General features: G+C 67.9%; 12 protein-coding genes and 1 tRNA gene. 10 read left to right on the top strand and 3 right to left on the bottom strand.

What is annotated here, in order from left to right; all coding sequences use genetic code 11:
- Window positions 1-2 precede the first annotated feature (2 nt).
- On the top strand, window positions 3-1,649 hold the full coding sequence (locus ACTCB7_RS14050; protein WP_463007152.1) for an acyl-CoA dehydrogenase family protein: 1,647 nt from the start codon (window positions 3-5) through the stop codon (window positions 1,647-1,649).
- 3 nt (window positions 1,650-1,652) lie between these two features.
- Here the strand turns inward: ACTCB7_RS14050 and ACTCB7_RS14045 are convergent, their stop codons facing one another.
- Both ACTCB7_RS14045 and ACTCB7_RS14040 read right to left on the bottom strand, forming a co-directional pair.
- Window positions 1,653-2,261: a LysE family translocator gene (locus ACTCB7_RS14045; RefSeq protein WP_463007151.1), complete on the bottom strand. Its 609-nt coding sequence runs from the start codon at window positions 2,259-2,261 to the stop codon at window positions 1,653-1,655.
- Window positions 2,262-2,762: 501 nt separating this feature from the next.
- Window positions 2,763-2,849, bottom strand: a tRNA-Leu gene (locus tag ACTCB7_RS14040).
- Window positions 2,850-3,004: 155 nt separating this feature from the next.
- On the opposite strand from ACTCB7_RS14040, the gene queA reads away from it, so the two are divergent.
- From queA to secF, 5 genes are all read left to right on the top strand, one after another.
- Complete coding sequence (queA, locus tag ACTCB7_RS14035) at window positions 3,005-4,045, top strand: tRNA preQ1(34) S-adenosylmethionine ribosyltransferase-isomerase QueA (protein WP_463007150.1); 1,041 nt, start codon at window positions 3,005-3,007, stop codon at window positions 4,043-4,045.
- Between the two features lie 73 nt (window positions 4,046-4,118).
- Window positions 4,119-5,237 carry a tRNA guanosine(34) transglycosylase Tgt gene (tgt, locus tag ACTCB7_RS14030; RefSeq protein ID WP_463007211.1) on the top strand — a complete coding sequence of 373 codons (1,119 nt, stop codon included), beginning with the start codon at window positions 4,119-4,121 and terminating at the stop codon, window positions 5,235-5,237.
- A 95-nt stretch (window positions 5,238-5,332) separates the two neighbouring features.
- On the top strand, window positions 5,333-5,668 hold the full coding sequence (yajC, locus tag ACTCB7_RS14025) for a preprotein translocase subunit YajC (RefSeq protein WP_463007149.1): 336 nt from the start codon (window positions 5,333-5,335) through the stop codon (window positions 5,666-5,668).
- 69 nt (window positions 5,669-5,737) lie between these two features.
- Complete coding sequence (gene secD, locus ACTCB7_RS14020; RefSeq protein WP_463007148.1) at window positions 5,738-7,588, top strand: protein translocase subunit SecD; 1,851 nt, start codon at window positions 5,738-5,740, stop codon at window positions 7,586-7,588.
- Window positions 7,589-7,597: 9 nt separating this feature from the next.
- Window positions 7,598-8,521 (top strand): protein translocase subunit SecF, encoded by a 924-nt coding sequence (secF, locus tag ACTCB7_RS14015; protein WP_463007147.1) that lies wholly within the window; start codon window positions 7,598-7,600, stop codon window positions 8,519-8,521.
- 139 nt (window positions 8,522-8,660) lie between these two features.
- Here secF and ACTCB7_RS14010 read toward each other — a convergent pair whose 3' ends face one another.
- The gene (locus ACTCB7_RS14010) at window positions 8,661-9,455 is read right to left on the bottom strand and encodes an inositol monophosphatase family protein (RefSeq protein ID WP_463007146.1); all 795 of its coding nucleotides are present in this window, start codon (window positions 9,453-9,455) and stop codon (window positions 8,661-8,663) included.
- Between the two features lie 145 nt (window positions 9,456-9,600).
- Between ACTCB7_RS14010 and ACTCB7_RS14005 the strand changes: the two genes are divergently transcribed.
- The 4 genes from ACTCB7_RS14005 to ACTCB7_RS13990 all read left to right on the top strand — a co-directional run bounded on the left by ACTCB7_RS14005 (window position 9,601) and on the right by ACTCB7_RS13990 (window position 13,175).
- Window positions 9,601-10,380, top strand: a complete 780-nt coding sequence (locus ACTCB7_RS14005) for an RNA methyltransferase (RefSeq protein ID WP_463007145.1) — start codon at window positions 9,601-9,603, stop codon at window positions 10,378-10,380.
- A gap of 99 nt (window positions 10,381-10,479) precedes the next feature.
- Window positions 10,480-11,355, top strand: a complete 876-nt coding sequence (cysE, locus tag ACTCB7_RS14000; protein ID WP_463007144.1) for a serine O-acetyltransferase — start codon at window positions 10,480-10,482, stop codon at window positions 11,353-11,355.
- A gap of 157 nt (window positions 11,356-11,512) precedes the next feature.
- Complete coding sequence (gene iscR, locus ACTCB7_RS13995; RefSeq protein ID WP_463007143.1) at window positions 11,513-11,983, top strand: Fe-S cluster assembly transcriptional regulator IscR; 471 nt, start codon at window positions 11,513-11,515, stop codon at window positions 11,981-11,983.
- A gap of 43 nt (window positions 11,984-12,026) precedes the next feature.
- Entirely contained in the window at window positions 12,027-13,175 is a 1,149-nt protein-coding gene (locus ACTCB7_RS13990; RefSeq protein ID WP_463007142.1) for an aminotransferase class V-fold PLP-dependent enzyme, read from the top strand.
- Window positions 13,176-13,193: the final 18 nt, after the last annotated feature.

Raw genomic sequence — 13,193 nt, 5'->3', positions numbered from 1 at the left:
CCATGACCGATCGCGCCCCGCGCCGCCAGCTCGCCACGCACCGGGTGGACAACCAGCCCCCGCCCCCCGGCGACCGCGACCTGTTCGCCCTCGACCGTCCGCTTCAGGACACCCTGGCCCGCGAGGCCCCCGACTGGGTCGCCCGCCGCCTGCATCCGCTGGGCGTGGCCGTGGGCAGCCGCGCGGTCCAGGCCCTCGGCGAGGAAGCCAACCGTCACCCCCCGGAGCTTCAGCTGTTCGACCGCTACGGCCGGCGTCTCGACGAGGTCCGCTACCACCCCGCCTATCACCAGCTCATGCACCTGGCCTTCGACAACGGCTGGCACGCCGTGGCCTGGGAAGAGGAAGGCCGCGGCGGTCATCAGGCCCACGTCGCCGCGCTCTATCTGCTGACCCAGGCCGAGCCCGGGTTCTGCTGCCCGGTGACCATGACCCACGCCGCCATGCCGGCGCTGCGCCAGGCGCCTCGCGTGCACGACGAATGGCAGGCCCGGCTGCTGGCCTGGGACTACGACGAGCGCGCCGTGCCCGCCCGGGACAAGCCCGCCGCGACCCTGGGCATGGCGATGACCGAGAAGCAGGGCGGCAGCGATGTGCGTGCCAACTCGACCCGTGCCCGGGCCGGAAACGACGGTTACCGCCTGACCGGCCACAAGTGGTTCTGCAGCGCGCCGATGTCCGACGCCTTCCTCACCCTGGCCGTCACCGAGGCGGGGCTGGGCTGCTTTCTGGTGCCGCGCTTCACGCCCGACGGCGAACGCAACGCCATCGAACTCCAGCGCCTCAAGGACAAGTGCGGCAATCGCGCCAACGCCTCGGCGGAGATCGAGTACCGCGAGGCCTGGGCCGAACCGATCGGCGAGCCGGGCCGCGGCATCGCCACCATTCTCGAAATGGTCCAGCAGACCCGGCTGGACGCCGCCACGGCGCCCGTGGGCATGATGCGCCAGGCGCTCGTCGAGGCCTGGGACCATGTGCGCCAGCGTCAGGCCTTCGGCAAGCCGCTCGGCGAGCAGCCGCTGATGCGCCGGGTGATCGCCGACCTGGCGCTGGAAACCGAAGCCGGCCTGGCGCTGGTGCTGCGTGCCGCCCGTGCCTTCGACAGCCCCGGCGACGAGCGCGAGGGGCTGCTCGCCCGGCTGCTGCCAGCGCTGGGCAAGTACTGGCACAACAAGCGGGCTCCCGGCTTCATGGCCGAAGCCATGGAGTGCCTGGGCGGCATCGGCTATGTCGAGGAATCACCGCTGGCACGGCTCTATCGGGAGGCGCCGGTCAACTCGATCTGGGAAGGCTCGGGCAACGTGATCTGTCTGGACGTGCTCCGGGCGCTGCATCGGCACCCGGCCTGCCTGGAAGTACTGCACGCCGAGCTCGCCGCGGCACGCGGCCTGTCCAGCGACTACGACCGGGCCGTGGCCAACCTGTCATCGGCCCTGAGCCGGCCCGCCGAGGCCCTCGAGGCCGATGCCCGCTGGCTGACTCAGCGTCTTGCCCAGTGCATCCAGGCCTCGCTGCTGCTGCGTCACGCCCCCAACGAGGTGGCGGAGACCTTCTGTCGCAGCCGCCTCGGCGATGCGGTCAGCGCGGCCTACGGCGTGCTGCCGCTCGATGCGCCGCTCGACGCCATCTTGGCCCGTATCGAGCCGTGAACTTCAGCCGATCAGTACGCGCAGCGCCAGCGCCAGCAACAGCACGCCGGTCAGGCGATTGATCCAGTGGGCGCGCGCCTGCAGCCAGGGCAGCACCGAGGAGTGCGACAACGCGACCGCCACCAGCACATACCAGAGGCCGTCGATCAGCGTGGCCGTGGCCACGATCAGCGCCTTGCCGGTCCAGCTCATGTCGGGGCTGACGAACTGGCTCAGCAGCGCCACGAAGAACAGGATCAGCTTGGGGTTGCCGAGCGCGACCAGCACCCCGTCGCGAGCCGCCTGCAACGGATCGGTGACCGCCGCCTGCGCCTCCAGCGCGCCACCCCGCCCGGCCTGCAGCGCCTTGATGCCCAGCCACGCCAGATAGGCGGCGCCGCCCCAGGTGATGATGCGGAACAGCACCGGCTCGTGACTGATCACCGCCCCCAGCCCCCAGACGGTCAGCAGCGCGTACAGACCCACGCCCAGGGCGTGACTGATACCCGCGACGACGCCCGGAGTACGCCCGCCGCCCAGGGTGTGACGCAGGACCATGGCCAGGCTGGGGCCCGGCGACATCGCGCCCATGGCACAGACCGCCGCCAGGGAAAGCCAGAGTGTCAACGGCATGATTGTCTCCTCGACTCATGGAATCATCGATCATACTGCCTGCCCGGCTTCGGCGTCAGCCGCGCGGAATTGGACAAAAGACGAGGATCGCCATACCCGCCTTGCGGCAGCCATAAAAAAACCGGCGCCGAGGGCGCCGGTCAAATTACAGGGATGCTGGGATGCAGCAGTACCGATTCTAGCCGGGTTTTCGGCCTGTCAATACGCTGAATTGGCGAGGCTTATTGATGTTAATTACGGTAAACGCCTATCAAAAAGGGTTTGAGATTCAATAGGTAACGAAAAAATCCCTTGCCCGCCTCGCAGACAAGACGGACACACAACCGGTAGTGCCAGGAAACGGCGTTTTCCCGCCTTCACGCCAGAGGGCAGACTGAAAGCTTTTGAAGAGCGTGCATACAGGGCAACAACGACAAGGGTCGGGAATACAGCAGGTACAGAAAGGAGGGCATCAAGTGACAAGCAAAAAAAGGAGGGGCAATCAGGGCTCACTTGATTTCATGGTGCCGGTGGTCGGACTCGAACCGACACGCTATCGCTAGCGGCGGATTTTGAATCCGCTGCGTCTACCAATTCCGCCACACCGGCAGCGAGGCAGGATTATACGGGTCCTCCTCGCCGCGTCAATAACGGGACTGACTTCCCGGCGCGTCTCGACTATGATGTTGCGCCGTTTCATTCATGCGCCGCCGCTTCGGCGACGCCCCGTGATCCCCAATTCCCGGCCTTCGTGGCGAGCTTCCATGCAGCGTTCCGACTTTCATTTCGACCTCCCCGAGGATCTGATCGCCCGTTACCCCAGCGAGCAGCGCAGCGACTGCCGCCTGCTGTGCGTCGATGCCGAGACGCAGACGCTCGCGCACCATCACTTTCCGGACCTGCTGACCCTGCTGGCACCGGGCGATGTGGTGGTGTTCAACGACACCCGCGTCATTCCCGCACGCCTGCACGGCCAAAAGGCCAGCGGCGGGCGCGTCGAAATGCTGCTCGAGCGTCCGCTGGATGCGCAGCGCGGCCTGGCGCACCTGCGCGCCAGCAAGTCGCCGAAGCCCGGCACCGAGCTGATCTTCGAGGGCGACATCCATGCCGTGGTCGAGGGGCGCCGCGATGCCCTCTTCGAGCTGCGCTTTCTCGGCGACACTCCGCTGATCGAGCTTCTCGAGCGCCACGGCCACATGCCGCTGCCGCCCTATATCACCCGCGAGGACGAGCTGTCCGACCGGGAGCGCTACCAGACCGTCTACGCCCGCCGTCACGGCGCCGTCGCCGCACCCACCGCCGGGCTGCACTTCGACGAGCCGCTGCTGGCCGCCATGCGCGAGCGCGGTATCGAGACCGCCTTCGTCACCCTGCACGTCGGCGCCGGCACCTTCCAGCCGGTGCGCGTCGACGACATCCGCGAGCACCACATGCACAGCGAATGGCTCGAGGTCGACGAGCGGGTCTGCGAGCAGATCAACGCCGCCCGGGCGCGCGGCAATCGGGTGATCGCCGTGGGCACCACCAGCGTGCGATGCCTGGAGACCGCCGCGGCCGGCCGCGAGGACGGCACAATCGCCCCCTACCGCGGCGAGACCGACATCTTCATCTACCCCGGCTATCGCTGGCGCTGCGTCGACGCCCTGGTCACCAACTTTCACCTGCCGGAGTCGACGCTGGTGATGCTGGTCAGTGCCTTCGCCGGCCATGACCTGACCCTGCGCGCCTACCGGGAGGCGGTGGCCGAGCGCTATCGTTTCTTCAGTTATGGCGATGCCATGTTCCTGACCCGCAAGACCCCCTGATACACCGCCTCGAGCGACGACCGTCTTCGCGGCATCCAGCATTTTCGAGAGCCCCATGCGCAACGACTGTTTCATGAACTTCGAGCACCTGGCCAGCGACGGGCGCGCCCGTCGCGGTCGGCTGACCTTCCCCCGCGGCACGGTGGAAACCCCCGCCTTCATGCCGGTGGGCACCTACGGCACCGTCAAGGGCATGACCCCGCAGAGCGTCAAGGAGATCGGCGCCGAGATCATCCTCGGCAACACCTTCCATCTGTGGCTGCGTCCCGGCATGGAGGTGATCGAGGCCCATGGCGACCTGCACGACTTCGCCCAGTGGGACAAGCCGATCCTCACCGACTCCGGCGGCTTCCAGGTGTTCTCGCTGGGGGCGATGCGCAAGATCACCGAGGAGGGCGTGCACTTCCGCTCGCCGGTGGACGGCGCCAAGGTGTTCATGGGCCCCGAGGAATCGATGGCCGTGCAGCGCTCGCTGGGCTCGGACATCGTGATGATCTTCGACGAGTGCACCCCCTACCCGGCCACCGAGACGGAAGCCCGGCTGTCGATGGAACGTTCACTGCGCTGGGCCGAACGCTCGCGGGCGGCCCACGGCAGCTCGCCCTCGGCGCTGTTCGGCATCGTCCAGGGTGGCATGTACCCCGAGCTGCGCGAGCGTTCGCTCAAGGGCCTGGTCGACATCGGCTTCGACGGCCTGGCCATCGGCGGGTTGTCGGTGGGCGAGCCCAAGGAAGAGATGATCCGGGTGCTCGACTACCTGCCGACCTGGATGCCGGCGGACAAGCCGCGCTACCTGATGGGCGTGGGCAAGCCGGAAGACCTGGTCGAGGGCGTGCGCCGTGGCGTCGACATGTTCGACTGCGTGATGCCCACCCGCAATGGCCGCAACGGCCATCTGTTCACCGCCGAAGGCACGGTGAAGATCCGCAACGCCAAACACCGGCACGACACGCGCCCACTCGAGGAAGGCTGCGACTGCTACACCTGTCAGCACTTCTCGCGCAGCTACCTGCACCACCTGGATCGCTGCGGCGAAATGCTCGGCTCGATGCTCAACACCATCCACAATCTGCGCTATTACCAGCGTGTAATGGCCGGTTTGCGCGGTGCTATCGAAGCGGGTACATTGGCTGACTTCGTGGCCGCGTTCTACGCGCGCCGGGGCCTGCCGGTTCCCGACGCGCCGCGCTGAATCGCGCTGCGGAACCCTTTTCCCGGCCGGGACCCGCGCGTCCCGGCCCCGCTTTGGCAAGAGCCTTTTCGCAACCTTCCGGGAGACACTGACCCATGCTGGATTTCTTCATCTCACAGGCGCACGCCCAGAGCGGCGGTGGTGCGGCTGCGGGCGGCGGCATCGCCCAGATCGTTCTGCTGGTCGGCTTCGTGCTGATCTTCTACTTCCTGCTGTGGCGCCCCCAGTCCAAGCGGGCCAAGGAGCACAAGAAACTGATCAGCAATCTGGCCAACGGCGACGAGATCGTCATCGGCGGGGGCCTGGTCGGCCGGGTCACCAAGGTGCATGAAGAGTTCCTCACCATGGAAATCGCCGAAGGCACCGAGGTCAACGTGCAGAAGAACGCCGTCGCGGCGGTGCTGCCCAAGGGCACTCTGAAGTCCCTCTAACCCGCCTCTCGCTGCCGGTCTTCACGCCGGCAGCGTTCTTTTCGCGTCAGCAACAAGGACAGGGCTTCCATGCTCAACCGTTATCCCCTGTGGAAGTATCTGCTGATACTGTTCGTGATCGTCGTCGGGTTGATCTACGCGCTACCCAACCTTTACCCCGAGGACCCCGCCGTTCAGATCAGCAGTGCCCGTGGCGATGCCACCCTGGACGACGGCCAGCTCGAGCGCATCCGCAGCGCGCTCGGCAAGGCCGATATCCCCATCGAGCGCATCGACAGCCAGCCCAACGGCGCCCTGATTCGCCTCGCCAGCGGCGATGACCAGCTCAAGGCCCGCCAGATCGTCGCCGGTCAGGTCAACGACGACTACACGGTGGCACTCAACCTGGCCGAGTCGACCCCCGCCTGGCTCGAGAGCCTCGGCGCCTCGCCGATGAACCTGGGCCTCGACCTGCGCGGCGGCGTGCACTTCGCCCTCGAGGTCGACATGGACGCCGCCATCGAACAGCGCCTGCAGGTCAACGCCAGCGCGATCCGCGAGGCTCTCCGTAACGAGCGCATCCGCTACCGGGATACGCAGATCAATGGCCGGACGCTGTCCTTCACCTTCGCCAGCGCCGAGGATCGCAGCAAGGCCCGCGACGTCATCAGCCGTCAGTTCCCCGACTTCCAGTACGCCGACCAGGACGCCGAACGCGGCGCCACCCTGGCGATGACCCTGACGCCGAAGAAGGTTCAGGAGATCCAGGACTACGCGGTGGAACAGAACCTCACCACGCTGCGCAACCGCGTCAACGAACTGGGCGTGGCCGAGCCGCTGGTGCAGCGCCAGGGCCCCAACCGTATCGTCGTCGAACTGCCCGGCGTGCAGGATACCGCCGCCGCCAAACGCGTGGTGGGTGCCACCGCCAACCTGGAGTTCCGCCTCGCCGCCCGTCCCGACACCCCCGACTCGCAGACCGAGACGCTGCCGTTCCGCAACGACCAGCAGCGCACTGCCCGGCTGATGCGTGACGTGATCATCACCGGCGAGAACGTCTCCAGCGCCAGCGTCGGGTTCGACCAGAACGGCCGTCCGCAGGTCAACATCAACCTCGACGGCACCGGCGGCACGCTGATGAACCGGGCCACCCGTTCCAACATCGGCCGGTCGATGGCGGTGGTCTACATCGACAACAAGACCCGCACCCGCACGGTGATGGAGAACGGCAAGGCGGTCGAGAAGCGCGACAACTACACCGAGCGCGGCATCATCAGCCTGGCCACCATCCAGAGCGCGCTGGGCAACCGCTTCCGCATCACCGGGCTGGACTCGCCCACCGAGGCCAAGGAGCTCGCCCTGCTGCTGCGTTCCGGCTCGCTGGCCGCACCGATCTACTTCGTCGCCGAACGCACCATCGGGCCGAGCCTGGGCGCCAAGAACATCGAGCGCGGCATCCACTCGGTGGAGATCGGCATGCTGCTGGTCGTGGCCTTCATGCTGATCCGCTACCGCGCCTTCGGCCTGATCGCCAACCTCGCGCTGGGCATCAACCTGGTGCTGCTGGTCGCCGCCCTGTCGCTGCTCGGCGCGACCCTGACCCTGCCGGGTATCGCCGGTATCGTGCTGACGCTGGGCATGGCGGTGGACGCCAACGTGCTGATCTACGAGCGCATCCGCGAGGAACTGCGCGCGAAGATGCCGATCCAGCAGGCGATCCACGCCGGCTACGAGCGGGCCTTCACCTCGATCTTCGATGGCAACATCACCACCCTGCTGGTGGCCGTGATCCTGTTCTCGATCGGCACCGGCCCGGTCAAGGGCTTTGCCGTGACGCTGTCGCTGGGGATCCTGACCTCGATGTTCACCGCGATCATGGTGTCGCGCGCGGTCGTCAATCTCACCATCGGCGGCAAGCCGGTGAAGAAACTCTGGATCTAAGAGGTGGCCATGAACGCTTTCATCAATCGCCGGCTCGACTTCATGGGCAAGCGCCGCCTCGCGTTTTTCGTCTCGGGGGCGATGCTGCTGGTGTCGATCGTCTCGCTGCTGTTCCAGCAGCTCAACCTGGGGCTGGACTTCACCGGCGGCACCCTCGTCGAGGTGCGCTATGCCGCCGCGCCGGCCTTGGAGGCCGTGCGTCAGACCCTGGAAGGCGCCGGCTTCACCAACGTCTCGGTGCAGACCTTCGGCGCGCCCACCGATGTGCTGGTACGTCTGCAGCAGGCCTTCGACCCCAACGTCGGCGCCCAGGTGACGGACGTGCTGCGTCAGGGTGGCGCCAGCGTCGACCTGATCCGCGCCGAATTCGTCGGCGCCCAGGTCGGCGGTCAGCTGCGCGACCAGAGCGGCCTGGGCATGCTGGTGGCGCTCGGCGTGGTGATGCTCTATGTCGCCCTGCGCTTCCAGTACAAGTTCTCGCTGGGGGCGCTGCTGGCGCTGGTTCACGACGTGATCATCGTGCTCGGCGTGTTCTCGCTGTTCCAGCTCGACTTCGATCTCACCGTGCTGGCGGCGGTGCTGGCGGTGATCGGTTACTCGCTCAACGACACCATCATCGTCTACGACCGCATCCGCGAGAACATCCGCAAGTCGCGCACCGACCACATGCCGACGATCTTCAACGAGGCGATCAACCAGACCCTGTCGCGCACGCTGGCCACCTCCGGCACCACCCTGCTGGTGCTGCTGGCCCTGCTGCTGCTCGGCGGCGACATGATCCACAACTTCGCCCTGGCGCTGATCGTCGGCGTCGGCGTGGGGACCTACTCCTCGGTGTATGTCGCCTCGGCGCTGCTGATCGCCGTCAAGCTCCAGCGCGAGGACCTGATCCCGGCGAAGAAGGAAAACGCCGAGGGCGACGAACTGCCCTGATCCGTTCGGCGACGTCAGCGCGACACCCCGCCTCGGCGGGGTGTCGTCGTTTCGGGGAGGCCCCTCCGCACGGCCATGCCGACATGAAAAAGCCCCGGCTCGCAGGACGCGAGCCGGGGCTTTTCTCAGGATAGCGGACTTACATGTGCGGCTTGAGGCCCTGGACCAGCGCCTTGTAGAGACGCGGCCCGGCGGCCATCAGGTTGGCTTCCGGCGCCACGCCGGGCGAGCCGTCCGGACCGCCGATCAGTGCGCCGGCCTCCTTGAGCAGCAGCGTACCGACCAGGCTGTCCTGCTCCTCGAGGCCCAGCACGAACACGGCGTCGGCACGACCGGCAGCGACATCGGCCATGTCGAGCAGCGCACAGCCCGAGGCGGTCAGCGACTCGATCCGCGGGGCGAGCTGCTGGATCAGGGTCTGGTAGGTAGGCAGATGACGCGGGCGCAGCCAGGTTTCCGGCAGCCCCATCGCCAGGCGCATACCGTCGATGCCGTGGGTCTTGCCGACGCGGATGCGCTTGCCGTTGTGCTGCGCACCGCGGCCGCGGCTGACCAGGTATTCGTCGTCACTGAACGGGCAGATCACCACGGCGTGTTCGGGGCGCCCCTTGACGAGACACACCAGCGAGAGGGCGAACTGCACACTGCCGACGCCGAGATTGGTGTAGCCATGGAAGGGTTCGATCTTCCAGACCGTGTCCCGACCCTCGCCTTCTCCGTCGCGGTGCGGCGTGTAGCGGCCGGCGATCCCGTGCTGCGGATAGCCGCGGGACAGTTGACGGACAATCAGCGTTTCGGCGTTGCGGGCGGTATCTTCCAGGAGGCGGTCGAGACCGTGGTCATCGCGGGCGACATCGATGCGCTCGCGGATACGGACGAATTGCTCGGCGGCGCTGCGTGCGGCACGCAGCGCGAACTGGACCATCGGATGCATGATCGGGCCTTGAGGGTCGGTAACTGTTAAAGAACGTCGCGCATGCTAGCAGACCCGGCTCCGCGAGGGAATCGCGATGCGTCCCGGCCCGGCGGCTGACATGGTAGACTGGCGCCCCTTTTCATTGCCGCGACGTTGTCTTGCCATGCCTCAACCCGCCTTTTCCCTCGACCAGCTGCGCATCGTGCTGATCGGCACCAGCCACCCCGGCAACATCGGTGCCGTGTGCCGGGCGATGAAGAACATGGGACTCGGCGACCTGGCGCTGGTCGCGCCGCGCTGCGAGATCCAGACCAGCGACTCGATCGCCCGCGCCTCGGGGGCCGATGCCCTGCTGATCGGCGCTAGCCGTCACGAGACGCTGGATGCCGCAGTGGCCGACGCCACCCTGGTGGTGGGTGCCAGCGCCCGCTCGCGCACCCTGCCCTGGCCGATGATCACGCCCCGGGCGCTGGGCGAATCATTGCCCGCCGAACTGGCCGACCCGCAAGGCCGGGTGGCGCTGGTGTTCGGCCGCGAGGACAGCGGGCTGACCAATGCCGAGCTGCAGCACTGCCACCATCATGTGCACATCCCCACCGACCCTGACTTCAGCTCGCTGAACCTCGCCGCCGCCGTGCAGGTGGTGGCCTACGAGTGCCGCCTGGCCTGGCTGGCCGCCGCCGAGCCCACCGAGGCCGGCAGCGAGGCCGCCCCGTTCGGCATCGACTGGGATCACCCGCCAGCCAGCCACGACGATCTCGAGCGCTACTTCGCGCATCTCGAGCGGGTGCTGGTCGACACCGGCTTCCACGATCCGCAGCGCCCCCGCCAGCTGATGGCCCGGCTGCGCCGCCTCTACCTGCGCGCCCGGCCGGACACCCAGGAGGTCAGCATCCTGCGCGGCATCCTCAGCGCCGTCGAGAAACGCATCGGCCAGCGCTGAGCGGCGCCTTGCAGGGGGCGCCGGGCGCCCCAATAATGAGTCACCAACCCGTTCGCGGCCGGCCCGTGCGCCGACCGACAGCCCAACAAGGAAGGCTTCATGTTTGGTCGTCTGCGTGAAGACATCAACAGCGTGTTCGACCGCGACCCCGCGGCGCGCAACTTTCTCGAGGTCCTGACCAACTACCCGGGGCTTCACGCCCTGCTCGCCCATCGCCTGAGCCATCGGCTGTGGCGGCACAACTTCAAGTGGCTGGCACGCACCATCTCGACCCTGGCGCGCTGGCTGACCGGCATCGAGATCCACCCCGGGGCGACCATCGGCCGGCGCTTCTTCATCGACCACGGCATGGGCGTGGTGATCGGCGAGACCGCCGAGGTCGGCGACGACGTGACGCTCTATCAGGGCGTCACCCTGGGCGGCACCAGCTGGAACAAGGGCAAGCGCCACCCGACCCTGGGCGACGGCGTGATCGTCGGCGCCGGCGCCAAGATCCTGGGCCCGTTCCGGGTCGGCGCCGGCGCCAAGATCGGCTCCAACGCGGTGATCACCAAGGAGGTGCCGGACGGCGCCACGGTGGTGGGCATTCCCGGCAAGATCGTCAAGCGCGCCGAGCCCGACACCGAGGAGGTCCCGACCTTCGATCCCGAGCGCCGCGAGGCGATCCGCCAGAAGTTCGGCTTCGACGCCTACGGCGTGAGCCAGGACATGCCCGACCCCGTGGCCCGTTCCATGCAGGCGATGCTCGACCACATGCACGCCGTGGACCAGCGCATCGAGCGCATGTGCACCACACTCAGGAAGCTCGACACCGGCTACCTCGAAGGCCGCCTGCCCGAGCTGCGCGACGAGGACTTCGCCGAGATCCTCGCCGATGTCGACAGCTGCTGCGGCCCCGACCCCCGCACCGAACGGCAAGCCGAACGGCGAGCCGAACGCCAGGACACCCGGCGTGACGGCGGCAACGAGGACTGAGCCGCATCGCGGCGTATACCTCCGGGGCGGGCGGCGCTATTGTTGACCGCTTTACTGGGTTTTCTCATAATGGAGCGATGATTCCACCGGCGGCCGCGCGCTTCAGCCCGCTCCGGCGCAGCGCGGCCCTGCGACCGATGCCCGACCCGACTCGCTTATGCGCCTGACCACCAAAGGACGTTACGCCGTCACCGCGATGCTCGATCTCGCCCTGCACGGCGACCAGGGGCCGATCAGCCTCGCCGACATCTCGCAGCGCCAGGCGATCTCGCTGTCCTACCTCGAGCAGCTGTTCGCCCGCCTGCGCCGCGCCCGGCTGGTCAAGAGCGTGCGCGGGCCGGGCGGCGGCTACCTGCTGGCCGCCGCCCCGGACACGCTGTCGGTCGCGCGGGTGATCGACGCCGTCGACGAGTCGGTGGACGCCACCCGCTGCCAGGGGCTGTCGGACTGCCAGCAGGGCCATACCTGCCTGACGCATCACCTGTGGTGCGAGCTGTCGCAGGAGATTCACGGCTTCCTCGACGGCATCAGCCTGGGCGACCTGGTGCGGCGCAACGAGGTGCGCGGCATCGCCGAACGTCAGCGCAGCAGCACCACCGACAACACCATCGTCACCTCGTCACCCTGAGGACCGGCCGCAGCCCGCCGGCCTCGCCGTCACGCAGAGAGCCATGAACGCACCGATCTACCTGGACTACGCTGCCACCACGCCGGTCGACCCTCGCGTCGCCGAGGTCATGGCGCGCCATCTGACCCTGGACGGGATCTTCGCCAACCCGGCCTCGCGCAGCCACATGCCCGGCTGGCAGGCCGAGCAGGTCGTGGAAGGCGCCCGCCGCCAGGTCGCCGACCTGATCGGCGCCGACCCGCGCGAGATCGTCTGGACCTCCGGCGCCACCGAGGCCGACAACCTGGCGCTGATCGGTTTCATGCGCGCCAACCGCGCCCGGGGCATGCACCTGGTGACCTCCACCATCGAGCACAAGGCGATCATCGATACCGCCCGCGCCCTGGAGGCCGAGGGCTTCGAGGTCACCTGGCTCGAGCCCGGCCATGACGGCCGCATCGCCCCCGCCCGACTGGCCGCGGCGATGCGCGACGACACCGTGCTGGTGTCGCTGATGGCGGTCAACAACGAGCTCGGCAGCATCAACGACCTTGCCGCGCTGTCGGCGGTGGTGCATGCCCGCGACGCGGTCTTCCATGTCGACGCCGCCCAGGCGGTGGGCCGGATTCCGCTGGACGTCGTCGAGCTGGGCATCGACCTGATGTCGCTGTCCGGCCACAAGGTCTACGGCCCCAAGGGAGTCGGCGCTCTCTACGTCAAACGCAGTCCGGACATCCGCCTCGAGGCGCTGATCCACGGCGGCGGTCACGAGCGCGGCATGCGCTCCGGCACCCTGCCCACCCACCAGATCGCCGGCATGGGCGAGGCCTTCGTGCTCGCCGAGAGCGAGGGCGAGGCCGACCAGACCCGCATCGCCGCGCTGGCCGAGCGCTTCCTCGCCGGGCTCGACGATCTCGAGGGCGTGCACCGCAACACCGATGTCACCGTGGCCGTGCCCAATATCGTCAATCTGTCCTTCGACGGCGTCGATGGCGAATCGCTGCTCATGGCCCTGCGCGGCATCGCGGTATCCACCGGCTCGGCCTGCAATTCGGCAAGCGTCGAGCCATCCTATGTCCTGCAGGGCATCGGTGTGCCCCGGTCGCGCGCCCTGACGGCGCTGCGCTTCAGTTTCGGGCGTTTCACCACCGAGGCGGAGATCGATGCGGCCATCGCCGATATCCGTCATGCCATTACCACCTTGCGCGGTTGACGCCGACTCGGCCGCCGA

Source organism: Modicisalibacter sp., from assembly GCF_055145905.1.
The sequence above is the reverse complement of the archived record's forward strand: the minus strand, read 5'-3'. Positions and strand labels throughout refer to the sequence as shown.

Excerpts from the sequence above, each read along its gene's own strand:
- ACTCB7_RS14005 (WP_463007145.1), top strand. The coding sequence starts at position 9,601 with ATGCCTCAACCCGCCTTTTCCCTCGACCAGCTGCGCATCGTGCTGATC.
- secF (WP_463007147.1), top strand. The coding sequence starts at position 7,598 with ATGAACGCTTTCATCAATCGCCGGCTCGACTTCATGGGCAAGCGCCGC.
- tgt (WP_463007211.1), top strand. The coding sequence starts at position 4,119 with ATGAACTTCGAGCACCTGGCCAGCGACGGGCGCGCCCGTCGCGGTCGG.
- ACTCB7_RS14010 (WP_463007146.1), bottom strand. The coding sequence starts at position 9,455 with ATGCATCCGATGGTCCAGTTCGCGCTGCGTGCCGCACGCAGCGCCGCC.
- iscR (WP_463007143.1), top strand. The coding sequence starts at position 11,513 with ATGCGCCTGACCACCAAAGGACGTTACGCCGTCACCGCGATGCTCGAT.
- yajC (WP_463007149.1), top strand. The coding sequence starts at position 5,333 with ATGCTGGATTTCTTCATCTCACAGGCGCACGCCCAGAGCGGCGGTGGT.
- queA (WP_463007150.1), top strand. The coding sequence starts at position 3,005 with ATGCAGCGTTCCGACTTTCATTTCGACCTCCCCGAGGATCTGATCGCC.
- ACTCB7_RS13990 (WP_463007142.1), top strand. The coding sequence starts at position 12,027 with ATGAACGCACCGATCTACCTGGACTACGCTGCCACCACGCCGGTCGAC.
- secD (WP_463007148.1), top strand. The coding sequence starts at position 5,738 with ATGCTCAACCGTTATCCCCTGTGGAAGTATCTGCTGATACTGTTCGTG.
- ACTCB7_RS14045 (WP_463007151.1), bottom strand. The coding sequence starts at position 2,261 with ATGCCGTTGACACTCTGGCTTTCCCTGGCGGCGGTCTGTGCCATGGGC.
- ACTCB7_RS14050 (WP_463007152.1), top strand. The coding sequence starts at position 3 with ATGACCGATCGCGCCCCGCGCCGCCAGCTCGCCACGCACCGGGTGGAC.
- cysE (WP_463007144.1), top strand. The coding sequence starts at position 10,480 with ATGTTTGGTCGTCTGCGTGAAGACATCAACAGCGTGTTCGACCGCGAC.